Source organism: Peribacillus frigoritolerans (assembly GCF_001636405.1).
Classification (GTDB): Bacteria; Bacillota; Bacilli; order Bacillales; family DSM-1321; genus Peribacillus; species Peribacillus frigoritolerans.
Window position 1 is genome coordinate 2818676 of sequence record NZ_KV440950.1, and the last position, 21889, is coordinate 2840564.

Consider the following 21889-nt stretch of genomic DNA (forward strand, 5'->3'; position numbering starts at 1 on the left):
ATGGGGGTGGAGTACCGTTCGTCAGAGTGTTGGTGTTGCTTCATGATTAGGAACACAGCGACATCCAAATCATTAAGGGGTATGGTAGACAAAAGAAAATTCCTCCTCATAAAATGATCATCTTGACCGAAAAATCTTTGATTTCAATTTTTCAATATTCATGTGACTGGTTTTAATCAAATACTGATCCCTTTATAAATGATTCCATAATAGTTATATGTACCGTATTTCAAAAAGGTGATTATATTTATCACCTTTTTGATTCCCTCATAAAATTCATTTACATGGATGGAGGCACTACATATCCTTTTAATATTGTATACACAAACTTACACAAGGAATTAGAGTCTGCTGAGTGCATTCTTTATCATTTCTTCATTCCTCTTACATATTATAAATATTGGGTGATATAAGGGTTGTGGGAAAAGGGCCGTACGGTATTAATTAATCCTTTTGAATAGTAAATCTGTAACCAGGATTAATATAGAGGGGGATACATAAATGGACATTAAAGTAGAAGTTGGAGATAAAAGGGCAGGAGCCATCCCTTATGAGTCTCTTCCGGCATTTACTTATCTTTTCAGGGAATTGGGTTTTGATGTGCAGCCAGACACTGAAAATAAGAAGGTACACTTAAGTTCTGCATTGCATGGTAAAAGAATAGTCATTTCTTCCGACTATGATGTTAAATATAACACCTTTAGAAAGCACCTTCTAGAAAGGAAGGTGCTGGAGTATATTCAAGCTTTCCTATCTGCATGTGGGGCAAAGGTGATTCTTATGGATGAAAAGAAGGAATCAGAAAGGGCTGATTTTCATGTATGCTTTTCACTCTTTGAAATCCCAGGAATAAAAGAGCCCATTCTTGAATTAATCCATAATTCGAAATCAGCTAATAAAAAGTTATTGGATATTTTTCATTATGAATGTAAAAGGACTGGAACAAAATTTAAATCTAATGAGGTAGTCAGAAGCTCAAGTAACCCTTTTATTAATATACAGATTATGTATCCTGTTATTACGGATGAAGATTTTTGGGAAAAACTTGGTGAGAAATATGCGATGTCCATAACAATAGGAATATTGGCTAGATTTCACGAAAGTTCGCCTTTATCTGTTTTGTCATTAGTTCCAATTGAAATTTTCTCAAACATGTTTGTTCATTCTGAAAATACTGGGTTAAATTTAGAGCCTGCCATGCAAAAAGAAAAAAGTTTACCAGAAAAGAAAAAGTTTTTATTAAAGAAACCAACTATTACTAAAAGAAAAGAAGCGGAAGTGTTTTTAGATTATCATATTTTTATTGAAGAACTTGAAGAACGTAACAAAATCAAGCTTATAGGAAATCTTCATATTAAAAATATAGGTACGGAAATTTTGCGTAATCCAGTTATCTGTCTGCGTTCCAGCCCTTCAGAAAGTATAAAAATATCTGGGCAAATATTGCCGCCAAATGTTGCCGAAACTTTGGGGGTCATGAAAAATGAAGAAACCAAAGGGTGGAAATATATGAATGAGGAATGGTTTGAAGAAATGGAGAAGGGTGAAACCTGGATATGTCCAATTCAATCTAAAAATATAAACCCTAGGCAAACAGAATCTTTAACTAACTTACAAATAAGCGTCCTTCAACCTGAAGAAAACAGCAATATTCGTGTAGAGGCTTTTGTATTTTTTAAAGAACAAGATCTGGAAATCAGTTCAAGCAATCAAATTTCCTTATTATTAACGAAGAAACAATAAGTTGAAAGATTTAATGGCATAGAAAACCGGGGGTGGGAGTGGGGTGGTTGAAGGAAATTATCACTTTGAGAAATACTTATTAGATAATAGGAAAGTGATAAAATTATTGGACCAAGCGATAAAACAGAATAGAGGCTTTTCTCTTGCTCGTTTTGGAATCGGTGAAATAAGCTATTTAAGCTATCCAGCCAATGGATTACTTGTACAGGAATTTAAACGGTATGAATCTTATGCAGGCGTATCACATGCCCCAGAGATAATCAGGAGGGAATTGGTCAGGTCATTGCGGGATACTGATATTGCTGGTTTGATAGCTCCTTGGCGATTGGACCCTTGGGCAGAACAAACTCGAACTGTACTTGAACAACTGAAATTTATCCCTACGAAGGCTTGTTGTGCTTGGATCATGCAGAGCCTCTTGGACGAGGGGACATTATGGCCATGGCTGAGTAATAAGAAGGTATTTCTTGTTGGACGCCGTTCAAAAGAAGCAGAAATCGTTTTTAAAGAACGGGGCATACAAATTACTGGCAGTATAGGTTTAAATGGGTATGAAGAGTTAATTAGAGTGCAAAATGAGCTCCAGTCTAATCAGGAATGGGAAATAGCGTTAATTTCCGCAGGGATCCCGGCAACCATTTTAGCTCCAAGAATTGCAAAAACGACCCAGAAGGTTGCCATTGATTTCGGGCATGCCCTTGATATGATTCTTGATGGAGAAGAATATAAACTTTCCGACTTAGTAAAAAAGTGGAATGATCAGTTTTCCTAAATAGGAAAACAACAATTAATTTAACATTGTAGGGAAATAAAGAAAAAATAATACTCGCAAATTCAACCTTGAATTCATAAAGGAAGAGGTGCGAGTATCTTATTCACTAAATTCAGTTTACGAATTTTAATTGTATCGGAAAGACTTTTTTTCCTGTTAGTTGGAAACATTTTAATTCAGGGGTCGAGTTTGCAAACGAAATAATAAGGTGACCTACCTCTGGGTAGTTATTTAAAGTAATATCTCCTTCTGACGGATAAGCACTATCTGTTGGGTGGGAATGGTATATACCGATAAAATCTTCATTCCTCCTATCGATAAGATCAAATACATGACGAATTTGATCTAAATCCATCGAGAAGGAAAAGGAGCTCCTATTTACATTTTCCATTGGCCAAATTGTTTCTGCAATCCCATTTCCCCCTGAAAGCAGTCCACAGGCTTCATAAGGAAGTTCTAGTTTACAATGAGAAATCAATTTTTGCCTAACATGATTGGTCATGAAAAAAGTACCGGATATTACACCGGGATCATTTGTTTTTTCCACAACAACCTTTTGCCCGTACTGGCCGAACCTGGAGGGCTGAGGGAGTGATTTGTTGATGTTGTTGAGCGGGCTGCGGGTTAGGCATGCCTAATTTTCTTCTTACTTTACGTCTTAGCTTATCAGATGCCATTTTTTTCTCTCCTTTTATAGGTATGCTCTATAAATATGAAAACATGAATCTATATGTAACCTAATAATTAATAAATGGGTGGCCTAAAATGCGGGATATATATACTGAGTGTTGAAGTAAATGATGGTATTAGACTTTCCAAGTTTCTTTTCAAAAAAAAAACCGAGAGATTAATATCCCTCGGGTTTTTATTATTATACAGGAAAACGTTCGCAATCTCCTACTTCAACCTCCAATCCAGGGTTAGCTGCATCTGTCAGAGCAATAGTAACAGTTGAAGTTGCACCAGTTATGAAAAGTGTAGCAGTATCTCCTAAAGGATCAGCATCAGCTAGAGTTAGTGTGAATGTCGCATTTTCTGGTACACCTCCGGCTGGTGTTATAACACCGGTGCCAGTTGCAGTAAGTCCAGTTACTAATCCAGTAACAGGATCAGTAACACATGTAGGTTGCTCGAAGTCATTGGCTGTAAACGTGAAGCTTTGGTCAATATCAGCATCTGGCGTTCCAGGTGGAGTAGGAGAAGGGCCTAATGTATCGATGTAGGTAACTTGAATCCTGCTACCAGCAAGGGTACATTGGTCACAAACTAGGGCAGTCAAATCTAAGTTTCCTGTTGTTGGACCTCCTAGACCGTCCTCAAATACAAGGATGGATGCTTCGCCACTAAAGTCTGCTGAACCTTGGCAGTCGCAGTTCAATGTCGGGAAGAAGGTTGGGCATTGTTGCGGGAATCGTGGTGTTGGGCACACGAACCCATCTTCTTGAATTGGGATGACAGGACGCGGTCCACAGAACTTAGCCTCGACCTCCAGCTTAACCTCAGCCTCAACTTGAACATCTTTACACATGGTCACATCAAGTACAACCATATCTCCAAGCATTTGATTTAAAACAACTGTACATTGAACATCGAAAATATTACAGTTGATTTCTGTTCCCTCTGGGAAACATAGGATTACTTCATCCATGAAACTAACAGGTACTACGAAATTACAACCTGGTAGTGGTTCTCCATTGCAAAAGAATTGAACGCGGATATGGACATGGAAGGCAAGGGAAACAATTTGGGCGCCTGGAACACTTGGAATGTTAGCTGGAATGGCACCGATAAAATCACAGCTTCGTGTACCAACTACTTCCGAACAAGTAGCGGTTATGGTGTTACCATCATGACGTGCATCTTCAATTGCTGCAAAACATTCCTCAGGTATTTGAACTTTATTGCGATCACGATTTGTTAGAACAACCCAGTCATATACTTTTGTTACACGAATACATTCAGGTCCGATGGGGTTCGGTACCACTTGTCGGCCCTGAATAGATTTGACGTTCCTTTTTTTCATCAAACATCTTTCCCTTCAGTATCAGGTTTTGAACACATTAACATACTATGGGGATATCTTTTTATGGGTACATTTTTCTTGGAAAATGGGCTAATAAAATATTATGAATTTATAAATGTATATTTATATAATCAAAATCCAAATCATAAAATATGAAAAGAAAGATTAGGAGGTGAATAGGTGTTGGCTATTGAATGGCTTGATTTTTTTATTTTAATATTGGCTACCTTCCGGTTAACTCATTTAATCGTATTTGACGATATCACTTCATTCATCAGAAAACCTTTCTTGACTTCCACCATCCAAGAAAATGCCTCTGGACAACTGGAGGAAATCATTGAAATAAAAGGATCGGGACTTCGTCATTTCATTGGTTCGCTTTTAAGTTGCTATTGGTGTGTAGGGTTTTGGTGTTCCCTCATTACTGTATTTATTTATTATTTTTTTCCTGCTGTTTTTCCGATCATAGTGGTCTTTGCTGTTGCTGGAGCTGCCGCTTTTATTGAATCTAAAACATGAAAGCATAATCGTGTAGGGTAAGGACAATTAAAAGCATAATGAACTTTATGTATCGATATTCAGACTAATAGTATATGCTGAACATCATAAAAGTGCTTCATAGACAGAGTGGCTAGGTTTTAGATGATAATCAACCTAAAAAGCTGTTGTGGATTGATAGCAAGTACGAGGGGCATTACATTTTATTATTAAGCATTAGGGAAGCTAATGATTGATTTAAATCCATTCGGTACGAATGGATTTTTTCTTATAATAATAGGAATTGAAATGGAAATATAAATTGGAGTAAAACTTCATTAAAATACATGTCTCCCGATATGATGGGGGTGAGCCGCTTATTAGGCATATGATGCCGAAGAAATCTTTAGCTAGTTCGATCCGCTGAAAATAGGAATAAAACCCTATTCTTAGAACACAGTTTTTCCTGCAAAAAATGTTAGAACTCCCAATACAAAAGATGAAGATGGATTAATATGTATGGGATTAAGCCAGGAAATGCTCAGGGAGGTACTTATCGCGACTTGAGTTTACTCGTCCTAAGGTGGCTGAGTTCTTATTAGAGGCATGAAGATAAATGAAGGCGAGTAAGCTAATGTAAACGCGTTTATAGAGATTATTCAAAAGTTGATAGCTTTTGGAGAGTATGTATCCGGAATAATTTATTTTCCATTTCTACAATTCGGTATTCTTTCTTCAACGAATGGAGCAGGATAGTTCAAGTACAGTTATTGAAGGTTAGCGGATTTTAAGTGAATATAACGAATTGGAGGAGGATTAATGAAAGCAATCGTGTACACCAAGTACGGTCCCCCTGACGTTCTTCATTTGAAAGAGGTAGAAAAACCGGATCCTAAGGAGAATGAAATACTGATAAAAGTAAAAGCGGCAACGGTAACAATGGGGGATATTCGGTCACGGAGCTTTACAGTTCCCCTCTCTGTTTGGCTGCCAGCTCGGATTATTATGGGATTAAGACGTCCCAAGAAAACCATATTGGGCTTGGAGTTATCTGGAGAAGTTGAGTCAGTGGGCAAAGATGTCAAGCTATTTAAAGCAGGTGACCAGATTTTTGCAGCTTCCCAAGTGGGCTATGGTGCTTATGCCGAGTATAAGTGCTTGCGTGAAGACGGGCCCGTTTCCATAAAACCTAATAATATATCTTTTGAGGAAGCCGCAGCCATTCCAATCGGGGCACGTACAGCATTATTTTATCTTAGAAAAGCTAACGTTCAGAGTGGTCAAAAGGTTCTTGTCTATGGTGCTTCAGGGAGTGTAGGAAGTTATGCAGTACAAATTGCCAAGTATTTCGGAGCAAAAGTTACAGGGGTTTGCAGTACCGCGAATGTAGAATTGGTAAAATCTCTTGGAGCCGATAAGGTCATCGATTACACTTCAGAGGATTTTTCCAGAGATGGTAAGACCTATGATGTTATCTTTGAAGCGGTAAACAAGAGTCCGTTTTCAGCTTGTATGAAGTCGTTGAAGAAGGACGGAACCTATCTAAATGTCACAGTACCGGTACCAGGTGTTCGAATGCTATGGACTAAATTGACAACCGGCAAGAAGCTGATATTGAGTCAAAATTCACCAGAAACTCCCGAAGCTCTAAACGTCCTCAAGGAGCTTGTTGAAGCAGGGAAGTTAAAAGTGATCATTGACAGATGTTATGCGTTTGAAGAATTAGTTCAAGCCCATAGGTATGTAGAGAAAGGACACAAGAAGGGAAATGTCGTAATAACTATGGAACATAATGGGGAATCCTGATGGGTGAAACAACGAAGCCCTTAAAAAGATAAGGGGTGTGTTCTTAATTATAAGGCAGCCGGTTTAAATGGAAGTATTGGGTACGGGTGTTATTGAGGTGCGCCGCTGGTACGATATAGATCTAATTATAGCAAAGGGAGTGGAAAAATGTTTCCGATTTTAGAAACAAAGCGGTTGGTCTTGAGAGAATTGGTTGAAGGTGATGCAGCAGATCTATTAAAATGTTTTTCCAATCCAGATGTATTAAGATATTATGGGCAAACTCCATTAACAAATACAGATCAGGTGAAGCAAATCATTAGGAATTTTTCAAAGAGTTACGGAGAAAAACATGGAATTAAATGGGGAATTGAATGGAAAGGAAAGGAGGGCATTATTGGAACGATTGGATTTCAAGAATGGTCTCATGAACATAAAAGGGCAGAACTGAGCTATGCACTTTTCCCAAAATATTGGGGTAACGGTTATGCAACAGAAGCTGTCAGTAAAGTGATTTCTTATGGTTTTAAAGAGCTTGAATTAACGCGTATTGGAGCAATTGTTTTTATTGAAAATAAAGCATCCAACAAATTGTTGATCAATTTAGGTTTCAAAAAGGAAGGGATATTAAGAAATTATATGTACCAAAATGATGTTTCATTTGATACTAATCTATACTCTCTTTTACTGTAAATCCTTGATGGTATGCCAATGAATATTGAAAGGTTCACAGACAAAAAAGTGGGGGATGATACCTGTTTTACGGGAATCAATAAATGAATATTCAGATATATATTTAAAAATTCATTGTTTTCCTGTAAGATAACAATATATAAAAAACCTGTCGATTTGTCGATTACTTAGAAAACGTGAGGAAAATAGAAATTATGGAATTCGAAAAAAGTGTTGAAAAAAGTTGGAGCAATCAACAAAACATTGCTCTAACAGCATATTTAAAGAAAATGAAGGGTGAAGCTAGGGAAAAGGATAGAATTGATTATATCGATTCCTTTGTTTCAGCTATGGGTGGGCTCATTGCTATAATCATTATTAGTTTTATAGCTGTCTATTTAGGGTATCCGATGGCATTAGCTCCTCTTGGGGCGAGCTGTGTCATTGTTTTTGGTGCGCATAAAAGTCTCTTGTCACAACCCCGTAATGTTATTGGAGGACATATTATCTCTACTACAATAGCTCTTATCATTTGGAGCATCTTTGGTAAAAGCTTATTCATTATCGGTCTCGTATTGGCCATTGTATTAATTATAATGACTTTTACAAAAACTGTTCACCCGCCCGCAGCAGCTAGTGCTCTTGTTTCGATCAATTCCCAAGCCGGTTGGGGATTCCTGACTTCAATTGTAATAGGCACTTTATTATTAGTTTTTATATCGATGATTTATAATAATTTATTTCAAACAAGACAATATCCAAAACACTGGTTATGAAAATTTATATCACATGCTTTTATGTGACTGTTTTGGCTCATCCTTTATTGTTCTAACTGCCTTACTTCAATAAGCGGGGAGCTGCTTTTTCTTACTCTAAGAGTTAAAAACCTTACTTACCATCTTATTACATAAAAGTAAAGTATGATAATGATTTACTAAAGCTTGATGGGCAGTGGTAAAATCCCAGTAAAAAGGTGAATGTTCATGTCTGGAACAGTAATAGAAGATTCTTATCAAATCAGTTTGCAAAATATTCGCCATCACTCTCAGCATATCCATTTAGGAATTGAAATTCTTTTCGTAATCCGGGGAGAAGTCGAGGTTATGGTCAATCAAGATTTCTGGCATTTGGCGGAAAATGATCTCCTGCTAATTAATGCCAATGATGTCCATTCCGTAAAGGGGCATGAAGACAATGTGGTTCTATTGCTGCAAATTCCCCTTAATTCCATCGAGCAGCATTATCAGGATATTCATATGTGTTATTTTGACTGCCATTCATCCAAAGAGGATAATGGGTTATATCTTCTTTTTGATCAAATCCGTCAACTCTTGGCTGAGATTTTAATCGCACATTACCAAGAGCAGGACGGAAGTGTACTTGAAATCAACAGCCTGATATACAAGCTAGTTACACTCCTTATCCGGAATTTCAAAACCACACATCTCGGTCACAATCGATTTATTGAAATGAAGGATGATAGAATTAGGGACATCCTTACTTTTATTGAAAAAAATTATCACAAACAGATGTCTTTGGAAGAGATTGCCAAACGGCAATATTTATCACTATACTATTTGTCCCGTTATTTCAAGCAGGCTGTTGGTGTCAGTTTTTCACAATATGTAAAGCAAACCCGTTTGAAATCAGCTGTTCATGAGCTATTATATACCGATCATAACATCATGAAAGTCTCGTTAAATAATGGTTTTCCTAATGTGAAAGCTTTTAACAAGGCTTTTAAGGAAATGTACAATCAAACACCTGCCGAATATCGAGGTCTTCATAAAAAAGAACCTTTCCAGGAAATAAATAATATAGGCGAACAATATACCTTGGTGAATTCACCGCACTTTTTAATTGAATTGAGCAAGTATATTTCGCAAAAGGACCGAAATGTTACGGTGAAAGAATCGGGGGTTTCGACGGTACATATCAACCTCCCGGAAGAACCTGTTCTTGTCCGGGATAAAGCCCAGCGATTACTGGTGATGGGACAGCTGGAATATGCCTTAAATGATGAGGTCCAAGCTGAATTAAAGCTAATTCAGGAGCAGCTTCATTTTGAATATGCCTATTTCACGAACCTATTTTCCCCCTCGTTTACGATAATGGACCCGCTTTTGCAAATAGGGGGGCCGTATTATAAGATTGATGCGTTATTTAACGAGTTTCAAAGACTGGGTTTAATTCCATTCATTAGTGTGGAATTTGAAAAGGAAGTCGTAAGCTGTCCGGATTATATAAAGATGTTAGATGAATTTTTACAGCATTCTGTCAGTTATTTTGGCGATGCCTATGTCGGGAAATGGCAATTTGAATTGGTTTTCTCCGAGTGGGATCAAAAAGCCCGGAGTTTTTATCAACAATACTTTCAAACTGTCAAAAGGAGGGCTTCCACCGCAAAAGTCGGAGTTCATGTGCCATTTTCCTTAGAAAAAGGTTTATCAGTCCCTGTTACTGAATTTTTAAAGCAAATGGACCAAATTGATCTGGTGTGCTTTAGCTGCAATCCAAATGAACAAGTTGACTTTACCGATATGGATAACAGTTCCTTTAAGGGTGTAAAGAATCATATAAAGAAATCGTGTATGGAATTAAAGGCGAACCTTTCGTCAGCTGGCTTGGCTGGCACACCCATTTACCTGACAAACTGGAATACACTATACGGTAATACAGTAAATTTAAGCGGAACTTTTTTTCGATCAGCTCTCATTTTTAAAGATATGCTCGATGTTATAAAAGAGATTTCCGGTTTGGGATTCTGGATTGATACCCATTCGTTAGAAAAAAGTAATATGGATAACGAAGATATTGCTATGAATGGAATTGCCCTGCTTTATTATTATCAAATAAAACGTCCGGCGTTTTTTAACATCCAATTAATTGCGAAAATTGGACTGGAGATTTTAGCTGAAGGGGAGGACTTTGTACTGACGAAGGGGAAACAAGGGTACCAATTAGCAATTTATAACAATTCCTATGTTAATCCCACTTATTCTGTAGAAAGTTTCTTTTTGAGCTCATTAACAAAGGAAAAGAAAATCATGATTTCAGGGTTGCCTTCTGGCACTTATCAAATTCGCAAATACATTCTCGATAGAAATAACGGTGCTTTTTACTTTAATTGGCTCAATCTCAACCAACAGTATATCTATGATCAAGAGATCATTACGTATCTTAAGCAGCGAGCCTATCCAGATTTGCAAATCTATGAGGAAAACATTGAATCGGAGCTCTTAGTGCAATCCACCTTGACGTTAAACGCCATTCATCTCTTTGAAATTAGGCCATTAGGTTAAAACTTAATGGTCTTTTTTTGTTGTTTGGTTAAGCGAAGTTATGAAAAAGGGCAAATGAAGGGAGATGTTTTCGACAATGATTGGAATGTTTTCAATACTTTAAAAATTTATAATGAAGACAAGAAAGCGATTACATAAATATTAATTCGGAGGTAGCCTTTTATGTCTGTTTCTCAAGGAACGATTAAGAAGCAAAGCGATGCAAAACTTTCGGTATCAAAGGAAAAGAATACCGGTGGGGTTTTGTTGACTACAGCTTTAATGGCTGGTTATTCCATGATTTACATGGACAAAAACATGATTTCGACTGCAATTATCCCAATTGCGGAACAATTCCATCTAACAACAAGTCAAACCGGTTTGATCATGAGCTTATTTTTCTTGGGTTATTCGTTAATGCAGATACCTGGGGGATGGCTGGCAGATAGGATTGGATATAAAAAGGTATTAATGCTTTCGCTTTCGCTCATTACGATATTTTCATTTGCATTTGGCCTTGCTGGAAGCTTATTGATGTTTATTTTGATTCGTTTCTTGGCTGGTATTGGCCATGCAGGCTATCCTCCAAGCTGTTCAAAAGGAATCGCCGAAAATTTCCCGAAAACAAGACGGACTTTTATTCAATCGCTCATTTTGTCAACGAGTGGAATTGGCGGAATTTTTGCTTTTGTAATCGGGGCACGGCTGATTGACTTAAATTGGCACTATGCCTACTATGCACTGGGGACATTTTTTGCCATTGCGTTACTTATGGTTGCTTTATTGGTGCCTAATAGCCAACCAACTGCCAAAACGAAGATTGAAAAGAAACAAGTTAGTTTTAAGTCAGTGATTTCCAATCGAAATGTAATTATTTTATTCGTCGCCATGCTGCTGGCGAATGTGGCTTTTTATGGAAATATGTCATGGCTGCCAACTTTCCTAAAGACAAAGTTTGCACTATCCATAAGTACGGTTGGGATAATCCTGGCAGTGAACGCTATTGGAGGAACGTTAGCCTCCATATTTGCGGGAGTATTATTAACAAAATATTTTGCTGGCAAGGAAAAGTTACTGCTAATGTGCTGTTCTGTACTTTCATCCTTGTTGTTTCTTGGTTTAGTATACTCAAATTCCTTGGCCCTTTCCATTGCTTTCTTATATGTGCTTACCTTTTTATTAACGACGATCTTTGTGGGGATTTTCTCATGGCCGCACAAAATTTTGCCTGAGAATGTAATTGGTTCATCTATTGGAATCGTCAATACAGGGGGAACATTTGGGGGTTTTATTGCCCCAATGGCATTCGGTGCTTTAATTTCCATGGCAGGTGGCTCGTTTTCCATCGTATTTATCACCTTGGCAATAGCCGTTGTAATATGCGGTCTAGTGTTACTTACCGTTAAAACTGAAAAATAATTGGAGGGAAAAAGATGTTAGATCAATTATTGCAAAAGCTTGATGAGAAAAAAGAAAGAATGATAGAAATTCGCAGATATCTCCATCAACATCCTGAATTATCTTTTAAAGAAGAAAAAACGGCTCAATACATTGCTGATTTTTATAAAGATAAGAGTGTAATGATACGGACAAATGTTGGCGGATATGGAGTGGTTGTGATAATCGAGGGCGGACTCCCTGGTAAAACAGTTGCCCTGCGTGCCGATTTTGATGGACTGCCAATTATGGAAGAAGCAGATGTACCATTTAAATCGAGCAATCCAGGTGTTATGCATGCATGCGGTCATGATGGGCACACTGCCTATTTAATGATTTTAGCCGAAGCATTAATCGAAATGAAAGACCAATTAAGAGGAAACGTCGTTATCTTGCATCAGCCTGCTGAAGAAACGCCTCCAGGTGGTGCAATTGCCATGATTGAAGATGGATGTTTAGAAGGTGTGGATAGTATTTTCGGTATTCACCTCATGTCCCTATCGGTGACTGGGGAAGTCTGTTATCGTGCTGGAGAAATGCAGGCCGGGCGCTCGTATTTCAAAGTGAAAATCCAAGGAAAAGGCGGACATGGTTCGATGCCGCATACAAGCAATGACAGTATTGTCGCAGCAAGCCATTTTGTTGTAGCAGCCCAGACGATCGTCAGTCGCCGAATCAATCCTTTTGATATGGCGACAGTAACGATCGGCTCGTTTGATGGCAAGGGATCATTTAATGTTATAAAGGACAGCGTGGAACTTGAAGGAGACGTTAGAACCATGTCAAGTGAAGTTCGTGCTACAGTGGAAATGGAATTCAAGCGAATATTAGCGGGGCTTGCTCAAGAATTTGATATTACCTATGACTTAATATACTCACATGATTACCCTGTTTTAGTTAATGATAAAGCCATGACGGAACTGGTTGTAAACGGGATTGAAAAGGCCGGAATTCCTGAAATTAAAGCGTTAGTGGAAACGCCGCCAATGTCGGGATCGGAGGATTTTGCATACTATTTGCAGAAGATTCCAGGCAGTATGTTTTATGTTGGCGCAAAGCCGGATGTTGGTCCGGTTTATCCACACCATCATCCTAAATTCGTCATTAATGAAGACAGCTTGATCATCGCGGCAAAAGCAATGGCAGCTGTTGTTGCAGAATATTTTGTACAGAAATAAACAAAAGGAAAAAAGGGGGATGGTTCTTATGCTTGCGGCGTGGGGACCTTCTTCTTATAAAGGAGTGATCGGATGTCTTTCACTAATTTAAAAGAGTTAATAGAACTAGCAAAGCAGGAAAAATCAACTATTTCGGAATTGATGATCAAAACAGAGGTACAACAGAAAGGTTGTTCCAGGGAGACGATTATCGAAAAAATGGCAGAACAATTTATTGTAATGGAGGAGGCTGTCCGCAGAGGTACAAAGAGCCCAGTCATGTCGCGTACTGGTTTGACGGGCGGGGATGGAAACCGACTTCATCAGTATGCCCAAAATGGGAATTCCTTTGTCAATCCCAGAACATTGAATGCTGCAGCAAATGCGCTAGCGGTATCAGAAGTAAATGCTGCTATGGGGCGGATAGTGGCGACGCCAACAGCTGGTTCAGCGGGAATTTTGCCCGCTGTCCTTGTTCACGCCCTTGACAGCGGGAAATTTACCCGAAAGCAGATTGTCCAGTCCATATTCACTGCTTCTGCCCTCGGCTTAGTTGTTGCAAATAAAGCTTCGATATCAGGGGCAGCCGGCGGGTGCCAAGCTGAAATCGGTTCAGCAACCGCGATGGCAGCCGGCACCCTGGTGGAGCTTGCCGGTGGAACCCCAATGCAAGTTGGAAATGCCGTCGGAATTGCTTTGAAAAATTCATTGGGATTGGTTTGTGACCCGGTTGCAGGGCTGGTGGAAATTCCGTGCATCATCCGCAACGGTTTACATGCAATAACCGCCCAATCCGCAGCAGATATGGCTTTAGCCGGGATAGCCAGCGTCATCCCACCGGATGAAGTGATCCATGTGATGCATGAAGTCGGGCAGCAAATGCCAGAATCGTTGAGAGAAACCGGGATTGGCGGTCTTGCCGGAACTCCGACCGGGCAAAAACTAAAGAAACAGATTCTAAACGGAAAAACTAGTGGCAGTGGGCCGGCAAAATACCAAAGTGCGTATGAAATCATCGGGCCCGTAATGGTTGGCCCTTCGAGTTCCCATACAGCCGGGGCTGTTCGGATCGGGAATATTACACGCCAGCTTTTAAATGAAAATCCAATATATGTAAAGTTCTCGCTGATGGGCTCTTTTGCCGAAACCTATCAAGGCCATGGTACAGACCTAGCTTTATTGGCCGGTGTTCTTGGGCTATCTACCATGGATGATGGCATTCCAAATGCAAAGAAAATTGCTGAGGAAAATGGCTTACAATATGAATTCACGAAAAGGGTGCTCGGAAGCTATCATCCGAATACCGTTCTCGTAGAATTGACAGGGGGCGCACGTACTGTAAAGGTTTTGGCCAGCTCTTTAGGCGGTGGAAAAGTGGAGGTTCAGGAATTCGATGAATATCCATTTAAATTTTCAGGAGAACGGCCAACACTTGTGATTCGTCATTCCGATCAAAAAGGGGTTATTGCAGAATTATCGGATATTCTTTATCAAAAAGGGATCAATATAGCACGTATGGCCAATGAACGTTCCAAAATCAATGGTGATGCCATAACGGTTTGTGAAATCGACAATATAATCGAAGACACTTTCTTATCTTTATTAAAAAGAGAGATTCCGATTATTGACGAAATTGTCTTGGTTCAAACTAAGTAGTTACCTGCAATCGTATTTTCGCTGATTCAAAAAAGCATGGTATGCGATTAAATTCATAAAAGGCATTCGGATTTCTTTCCGAATGCCTTTTGTCAATAAACTGAAGCAATAGGGAATCGACTGTATAGAAGCTTTTTCTGCTGTAGGGCCCCTTTTATAACCTATTAATAACGACCGGTGTTCACAGAAATAATGAGAGCACCACTTGAAGAATAAATAACTACTTTGACCAAAGCATTCTACGGATTTAAATTCCATAAATGTGCAGTATAACAGGACGTCTGACCTTTCATGATCCAACCGTTACCACCGGAACTGGCACAACTTGTAAATGCCATCTTTGTTGTGCCATTAAAACTATCCACCCAAACATTTGCATAGTAATCATACGGAGCAGCCGAATAAAACTTTAGGTATCCCCAAGCCGTATGACAATACGCACTTCCTTTTAGCTGCACATAACCAATTTTTACACCGTTTTTCTAAATATATTCTGTTTCATAGGTGATTGGACTTTTATTCACACAACCTGTCGAATAAGTCATGTAGTAAAGGAATAGTATTCCATTCCCATTAATGGAACGAATACTGGCCATAGGCCTTTTTTTGATTTATTAATATATAAATTACATTGTTCTTATATTTTATTAATAATGCAAAGGTAGTATTTTAATTGGTAAATACCTAAAAATTATAAATTGAGGAGGATATTTGTCTATTTTCAAAATGATTACATAATGTATGGGGCTAAACGATAAATAGGAGGAATTGATTTTGAAAGCGAAAAATAAATTTGCTGCAATGTTGACAGTTGTAACGGTAGGATTAACAACTTCTTTATCAAGTGTACAAGCATTCTCGGAATCTTCAAATTCAGAAAATAAACGTAAACCGGAGCTCGTTTTTCCTGTAATCAGTGATGTACATATTGATGATGGATCAACTGCTGATATAAACAAGTTTAGAACAGCCATGGATCAATTAAACAAAGCTGCGCCTAAACAGGATGCTTTTGTGGTCGTTGGGGATTTAACGGATTATGGATACGCTACTGAATATGATAAGTTCTTCTCCATTTATAATGAGAAGAAACAAGCTGATGTCCAATCCATGTTTACAATGGGAAACCATGATTATTGGAATGGACTTTCCGTTGAAAAAGCACAAGATCGTTTTCTCGAGAAATCAGGAATGGATTCCCTTTACTATCATAAAAAAGTAAATGGATATGATTTTATTTCGTTAAGTCCCGAAAATGGTAATACGCATGGTTTATATTCTGTTAATCAAATAAACTGGCTAGCTGAAAAGTTAGCTGCTGCAGAAAAAGAGAATCCGGACCAACCCATCTTTGTTTTTCTTCATCAACACATTAAAGACACTGTATATGGAAGTGACTTGTGGGGGACTCAGGAAAACAAAGAACTTTTATATGATACGTTAAAAAAGCATCCACAAGTTATTACATTTTCAGGCCATTCTCATTATCCACTTGAGGACCCGAGAACGATTCATCAAAAAGACTTTACGTCTGTTGGCACGTCTTCTGTGAGTTATTTGGAATTAGAACCGGGCAAACTTCAAGGGTTTCATCCAGAAGGATATCGGGATATTAGTCAAGGAATGATTGTAGAAGTATATAATAATGAAGTTATCATTAAAAAACGTGACTTTCATAAAGACGATTGGACAGGAAAACCATGGGTAATAAAAAATAAATTTAAATATACAGACGACCGAGATCAGTTGTCACCGTCTTTTGCAGGTAAAGACAAGGCTTCGATTGTAAAAGAAAAATCGACACTAAGAAGTTTAAATGTGACATTTCCCCAGGCGAAAGATAACGTGCTCGTACATACTTATCACATAACGGCCAAAAACAAGCAATCAGGGGAACTAGACGCAGATTTCACCGCATTTTCTGAATTCTATCTTGATCCTGTGCCAAAAAATTTAGAGTTCCCTGTAACCGGACTTAAGCCAGGAACAGATTATGAAATTAAGGTACAAGCACTGGATTCATTTAATAATAGCAGTAAAAAGGTGTTACTGGCTGATGGTCAGACAAAAGCACTGGAAATGGTCTCTGCACAAGCTTCTCCATCATTGGTAACGACAGGTGAATCGACTACACTCCAAGTGAAGATGAAAAACTTTGGAAATGATTGTGTAAAAGGAAAAATTAAAGTTGATGCACCTGAAGGGTGGAGTGTGGAGCACAATGAACTTGAATATGAGCTTTCAGGATCTGAAGAAAAGAATTTGCCAATAAAAGCTATACCTAGTAAAGAAAGTTCCGGTTCTTCACAATTCACGATTACTGCTTACGAGGGAGGCCAAACAATTGGCTCCAAGAATATAAATATATTTGTCAACATGATGCTTGGAGAAAGTTTTGACCAATTGGACTCTGCATTAAAGCCAGCAGTAAATGAAAACATTCCAAGTTCCATTCTCGGCTGGAGCCATACAGCTCCTGACGGCTGGTCGGTTACAAATAGCTCGAATATGCCAGCTGGTACAGAGGAGTGGCAAGGGTGGAGCTTCACAACAAAGGAATTTTGGACAAAAGCGGAAGACCAAGATCGTAGCAAATTTGAACTTGGACAAGGTGTTATAGCAGTAGCGGATCCTGATGAATGGGATGATAACGGTTCACCAGCATCAAAAGGCTTTTTTGATAGTACATTAACTTCCCCTTCTGTAAAAGTTGAGGGTGCAAAAGATCTATACGTAGGATTTGCTTCTCACTATAAACAAGAAGGAACACAAACTGCAGAAGTAACTGCTGTTTTTGATAATGGGGAAAAACAACAAGTTCTCGTTTATGACAATAAAGCAGCTTCGGATAATAAAAATGGACATGTTTTGAATAAGTATGAAGTTAAATCGATTAAGGTTCCTGAAGATGCATCTTCTATGAAATTACAATGGAGAATGCATAATGCGAAAAATAATTGGTTTTGGTCGATTGACGATATTAGATTGGATGACCAAATGATCATCTTGCCAAATTAATAAGAAGAACAGGTGAACTTTTCTTGAAATTTATAAAAAGCGGACTTTCCTTAAGGGGAAGTTCGCTTTTTTCTATGTCTTACAAACTCGGGACAAATAGTAAACTAATAAACCTTCATGATCTTTTCCGTGTGCTTGATAAAGGTTTCGCCTAATTAATTTCGTATTTTTAATGAAAATACTGAAGTGCATCTATATATAATACTTGGATAATTTATAAATAATATCATTATTATAAAAGGTAGGTTTAAAACATACTTTAACAAAAAATAAGCTTAGCGGGGACTCCGCTAGATGCTTGCGTCGAGGAAGCTTGGTAAACAGTCGGCGGAAAAGGCGCTGATTTCGGAACTCATCTGAAACTTTCATAAATTAAAAAACCACAGGTAAACTAAATAAAGACTTGGTTATACAGCATGATTTTATATTGTTTAATACTGAAACCCCAATGGATTGAAGAAATATGCGACATTCCTGCCGGAAAACTGTCTGCCGAGACCCCACAGACGCTTTCGTCTAGGAGTCTTGACAGTTGGCGGAAAAAGAGCGGATTTTAGAATTCGTTTTTCAATAAAAAAATATATATCTAAAATAGAATAGGATTTTTTTCATGTATTTTAGAAAATTTTAAGATTTGTGTGATATGTTTTTTTGAGTTCTAAGAAAAAATTATCATGGAAATGCAAGAACAGCAGATAAACAACTTATCTATAAAAGAGTAAACGAAAGATCGATACGGGGTGAAAAAATTGTCAATTAAAATGAGGTTTCTGTTGTCCTACGTTGGCGTAATTCTTATTTCCATCACTTTATTTTTAACAGCCGGATTTTTACTTATTTTTGCAATAACAGGTGATGTAAAATCGATAGAGCATCTATATAAAAACTCTTATCTCCAAAAACCTTTGACTGCAGCAGAAGAAAGTGTGTTTCTCGATTTAAAGCTTTTGGCAAAAAATAACCCCGAACAGCTTCTGAACGAAGAGCAGCTGAAGAAGCTTGAACATGGAGATATTGAGATTGTCGTTAGAAAAGTTAATGACATTGAGTATGCGTCCCCCGCACTTGATAAGCTAGGCTTGGTTCAATCACTTCCCATGTTCGAAGAAACGAACATCAATACACGGGACACAATCAAAATGAAAGACTCTTTTTTCACTTATGTGAAGTTTGATTTTTATTTTTCGGATAGAAGTGAAGGAAGCATTTTTGTCATGAGAAAGGCAAGTTCCTATGCCGAGCTGACTCGTGAGTCATTTCCCATTTTATTCTCCCTATTGTTATTACTGTTTGTAATGATTATCGGACTTTTAAATTATTTAGTTTCAAGAAGCATCATCAAACCTATCTCAATACTTAAAGAGGGAGCGGAGCGGATAAAATCAGGAGATTTAAACTTTGAAATCAAAGCGACTTCGAATGATGAAATCGGACAATTGAATAGGGAATTTGAGGAAATGAGAAAAAAGTTAAAGGAGTCCGTAAACCTTCAGCTTCAGTATGAGGAAAATCGCAAAGAACTTCTTTCCAATATTTCTCATGATTTGAAGACCCCCATCACTTCGATTATGGGTTATGTTGAGGGGATAAAAGACGGGGTAGCAAACACCCCGCAGAAAATGGATAAGTATTTATCGACGGTATACCTGAAAGCAAGGGATATGGATTCATTGATAGATGAATTGTTTTTATTTTCAAAGTTGGATTTAAAAAAGGAGCTATTCACTTTTGAGACGGTCAGAATGGATAAATATTTGAAAGATTACGTAGAAGAGCTTCAACTGGATTTACTTCAACAAGGAATCCAAATTGAACTTCAACAGCTGTATAAACCGATATACGTGTCAGCGGATAGAGAGAAACTGAAACGCGTATTGGCCAACCTGATCAGCAATTGTGTAAAGTATATGAATAAAGATGAAAAACACATTTCCATTTCTCTGCATGAAGGACTATATGATGTAGTTGTACAAGTAACAGATAATGGTTATGGAATAGAATCTTCCGCTTTGCCTTATATTTTTAACCGATTTTATCGGGCTGAGCAATCTAGGAATTCCCTGACAGGTGGAAGTGGTTTAGGGCTTGCGATCGCAAAAAAAATTATCGACGAGCATGGAGGAGATATCTGGGCTACCAGTGAGATAGGAAAAGGTACAAGTGTTTTCTTTTCCATAAAGAAAGGTGAGGAAATGTGAAAAAGATATTACTTATTGAAGACGAAGTCAGTATTGCAGAATTGCAAAGGGACTATTTGGAAATTAATGATTTTAGTGTCGATATTCAACACACTGGTGATGCAGGTCTCCAACAGGCCCTTCAAGGAAATTATCATTTAATCATTTTGGACATCATGCTTCCAGGGTTAAATGGCTTTGAGATATGCAAACAAATACGTGCTGTCAAAAATATCCCGATTTTGCTTGTATCTGCGAAAAAGGAAGATATTGATAAAATTCGGGGGCTTGGACTAGGAGCGGATGATTATATTACAAAGCCCTTTAGTCCAAGTGAACTAGTTGCAAGAGTGAAAGCGCACTTAGCGCGTTATGAACGTTTATCAGGAAGTCACCCCAAATCTAATTCAATCTATGTTCATGGAATTTCAATAGATAAGTCAGCACGCAGGGTTCACATAAACGGGGAGGTGGTCTCGTTTACAACAAAGGAATTCGATACTTTAGTGTTTTTTGTCATGCATCCTAATCAAGTATTAAGTAAAGAGCAGCTCTATGAAAATATTTGGGGATTGGAATCGGCTGCGGATGTTTCGACTGTCACTGTCCATATCAGGAAACTACGTGAAAAAATTGAAAGAAATCCTGCACATCCTAAATTTTTGGAAACTGTTTGGGGAGCGGGGTATCGTTTTAATGTTTAAATAATATATTTTATGACCCGTCACGCAGGTGACGGGATTTTTTTTATAAAACCTTAAGAAACTTTATGAATAAGTTAATCATTTTTTAAGAAATTGTTTAGAGGGAGTTTAAGATTAAGCCTTAATATAATGGGGACGGATCGAGAAATGCAACTAAAAAATATAAGGGGGAAAAATAATCATGCAACCTCAAACACATTTATAGCACAAGTCATTTTGGTGCATCAAGATGACGGAAAATTCATATGGGCAGATGAAAGGATGGTGTGTTTCATGTGGAGACGGCTAACGATTGTCATCGGATGCCTATTCATCCTTCAAGGGTGTGCCTTAGATAGCGAAAGAGAGCCAAATAAACAGCAAAAGGAGTCAGGAAAGGGAATGAATGAATTACTGATTCAAGCAGTAGCACGAAAAGAAACAGAAAGAATAAGGAGTTTGATTGAGGAAGGTGCAGATATTAATACACAGGACTCGGCAGGGCGAACCGCCACTATGATTGCGACTTATAACAACGATGCAGAGTCTGCAAAAATCCTTATTGAAGCGGGTGCAGACGTCAACATTCAGGATGAAATGAAAAATAGCCCCTTCTTGTATGCCGGTGCTGAAGGTTATCTAGATTTAGTTAAACTTACGATTGAAGCAGGTGCCGACCCATCCATAACCAACCGTTATGGAGGAACGGCTTTAATCCCTGCTTCGGAACATGGATATGTAGAGGTTATTAAAGAACTCCTAACTAAAACTGATATTGATGTGAATCATGTAAATGATCTCGGTTGGACAGCTTTGCTAGAAGCCATCATTTTGAATGATGGTGATGGAAAACAGCAGCGAACAGTGCAATTGTTAATAGATCATGGTGCAGGTGTCAACATTCCTGATAATAATAATGTGACCCCTTTACAACATGCCCGAGAAAAAGGGTTTAAAGAGATTGAACAAATTTTATTAACAGCAGGAGCAAAATAATCAGATTGCGAT

17 protein-coding genes are annotated in these 21889 nt (G+C 38.1%); 14 read left to right on the forward strand and 3 right to left on the reverse strand.

The window, feature by feature from the left end:
- Positions 1-501: 501 nt before the first annotated feature.
- Both A6755_RS13635 and A6755_RS13640 read left to right on the forward strand, forming a co-directional pair.
- The gene (locus A6755_RS13635) at positions 502-1743 is read left to right on the forward strand and encodes a hypothetical protein (RefSeq protein WP_063590967.1); all 1242 of its coding nucleotides are present in this window, start codon (positions 502-504) and stop codon (positions 1741-1743) included.
- A 43-nt stretch (positions 1744-1786) separates the two neighbouring features.
- On the forward strand, positions 1787-2515 hold the full coding sequence (locus A6755_RS13640) for a GT-D fold domain-containing protein (protein ID WP_063590968.1): 729 nt from the start codon (positions 1787-1789) through the stop codon (positions 2513-2515).
- Between the two features lie 112 nt (positions 2516-2627).
- On the opposite strand, the gene A6755_RS13645 is transcribed toward A6755_RS13640, so the two are convergent.
- Positions 2628-3062 carry a M67 family metallopeptidase gene (locus A6755_RS13645; RefSeq protein WP_244889667.1) on the reverse strand — a complete coding sequence of 145 codons (435 nt, stop codon included), beginning with the start codon at positions 3060-3062 and terminating at the stop codon, positions 2628-2630.
- 324 nt (positions 3063-3386) lie between these two features.
- Entirely contained in the window at positions 3387-4538 is a 1152-nt protein-coding gene (locus tag A6755_RS13650; RefSeq protein WP_063590969.1) for a BMQ_0737 family morphogenetic spore coat protein, read from the reverse strand.
- A gap of 180 nt (positions 4539-4718) precedes the next feature.
- Here A6755_RS13650 and A6755_RS13655 point away from each other — a divergent pair, with 180 nt between their 5' ends.
- The 8 genes from A6755_RS13655 (at position 4719) to sdaAA (ending at position 15003) form a co-directional block, all read left to right on the forward strand.
- A complete protein-coding gene (locus A6755_RS13655) occupies positions 4719-5057 on the forward strand; it encodes a DUF1360 domain-containing protein (protein WP_084737723.1) in 339 nt (112 codons plus the stop codon).
- Positions 5058-5834: 777 nt separating this feature from the next.
- Complete coding sequence (locus A6755_RS13660; RefSeq protein ID WP_063590970.1) at positions 5835-6821, forward strand: NAD(P)-dependent alcohol dehydrogenase; 987 nt, start codon at positions 5835-5837, stop codon at positions 6819-6821.
- 147 nt (positions 6822-6968) lie between these two features.
- A complete protein-coding gene (locus tag A6755_RS13665; RefSeq protein WP_063590971.1) occupies positions 6969-7493 on the forward strand; it encodes a GNAT family N-acetyltransferase in 525 nt (174 codons plus the stop codon).
- Positions 7494-7687: 194 nt separating this feature from the next.
- Positions 7688-8248 carry an HPP family protein gene (locus tag A6755_RS13670; protein WP_057277470.1) on the forward strand — a complete coding sequence of 187 codons (561 nt, stop codon included), beginning with the start codon at positions 7688-7690 and terminating at the stop codon, positions 8246-8248.
- 207 nt (positions 8249-8455) lie between these two features.
- Positions 8456-10774, forward strand: a complete 2319-nt coding sequence (locus A6755_RS13675; protein WP_063590972.1) for a helix-turn-helix domain-containing protein — start codon at positions 8456-8458, stop codon at positions 10772-10774.
- Positions 10775-10936: 162 nt separating this feature from the next.
- Positions 10937-12172: an MFS transporter gene (locus tag A6755_RS13680; protein ID WP_084737729.1), complete on the forward strand. Its 1236-nt coding sequence runs from the start codon at positions 10937-10939 to the stop codon at positions 12170-12172.
- 14 nt (positions 12173-12186) lie between these two features.
- Positions 12187-13368 carry an amidohydrolase gene (locus A6755_RS13685; RefSeq protein ID WP_063590973.1) on the forward strand — a complete coding sequence of 394 codons (1182 nt, stop codon included), beginning with the start codon at positions 12187-12189 and terminating at the stop codon, positions 13366-13368.
- Between the two features lie 72 nt (positions 13369-13440).
- Entirely contained in the window at positions 13441-15003 is a 1563-nt protein-coding gene (sdaAA, locus tag A6755_RS28125) for an L-serine ammonia-lyase, iron-sulfur-dependent, subunit alpha (RefSeq protein WP_063590974.1), read from the forward strand.
- A gap of 239 nt (positions 15004-15242) precedes the next feature.
- Here sdaAA and A6755_RS28265 read toward each other — a convergent pair whose 3' ends face one another.
- A complete protein-coding gene (locus A6755_RS28265; protein ID WP_174878717.1) occupies positions 15243-15461 on the reverse strand; it encodes a DUF2690 domain-containing protein in 219 nt (72 codons plus the stop codon).
- Between the two features lie 316 nt (positions 15462-15777).
- Between A6755_RS28265 and A6755_RS13695 the strand changes: the two genes are divergently transcribed.
- The 4 genes from A6755_RS13695 to A6755_RS13710 all read left to right on the forward strand — a co-directional run bounded on the left by A6755_RS13695 (position 15778) and on the right by A6755_RS13710 (position 21877).
- Positions 15778-18021: a metallophosphoesterase gene (locus tag A6755_RS13695; protein WP_063590975.1), complete on the forward strand. Its 2244-nt coding sequence runs from the start codon at positions 15778-15780 to the stop codon at positions 18019-18021.
- Positions 18022-18770: 749 nt separating this feature from the next.
- Positions 18771-20219 (forward strand): sensor histidine kinase, encoded by a 1449-nt coding sequence (locus A6755_RS13700; RefSeq protein WP_063590976.1) that lies wholly within the window; start codon positions 18771-18773, stop codon positions 20217-20219.
- Complete coding sequence (locus tag A6755_RS13705; RefSeq protein WP_063590977.1) at positions 20216-20902, forward strand: response regulator transcription factor; 687 nt, start codon at positions 20216-20218, stop codon at positions 20900-20902. Before A6755_RS13700 ends, A6755_RS13705 begins: the two co-directional genes overlap by 4 nt.
- 273 nt (positions 20903-21175) lie before the next feature.
- Positions 21176-21877 carry an ankyrin repeat domain-containing protein gene (locus A6755_RS13710; protein WP_063592550.1) on the forward strand — a complete coding sequence of 234 codons (702 nt, stop codon included), beginning with the start codon at positions 21176-21178 and terminating at the stop codon, positions 21875-21877.
- The last annotated feature ends 12 nt before the right edge of the window (positions 21878-21889 follow it).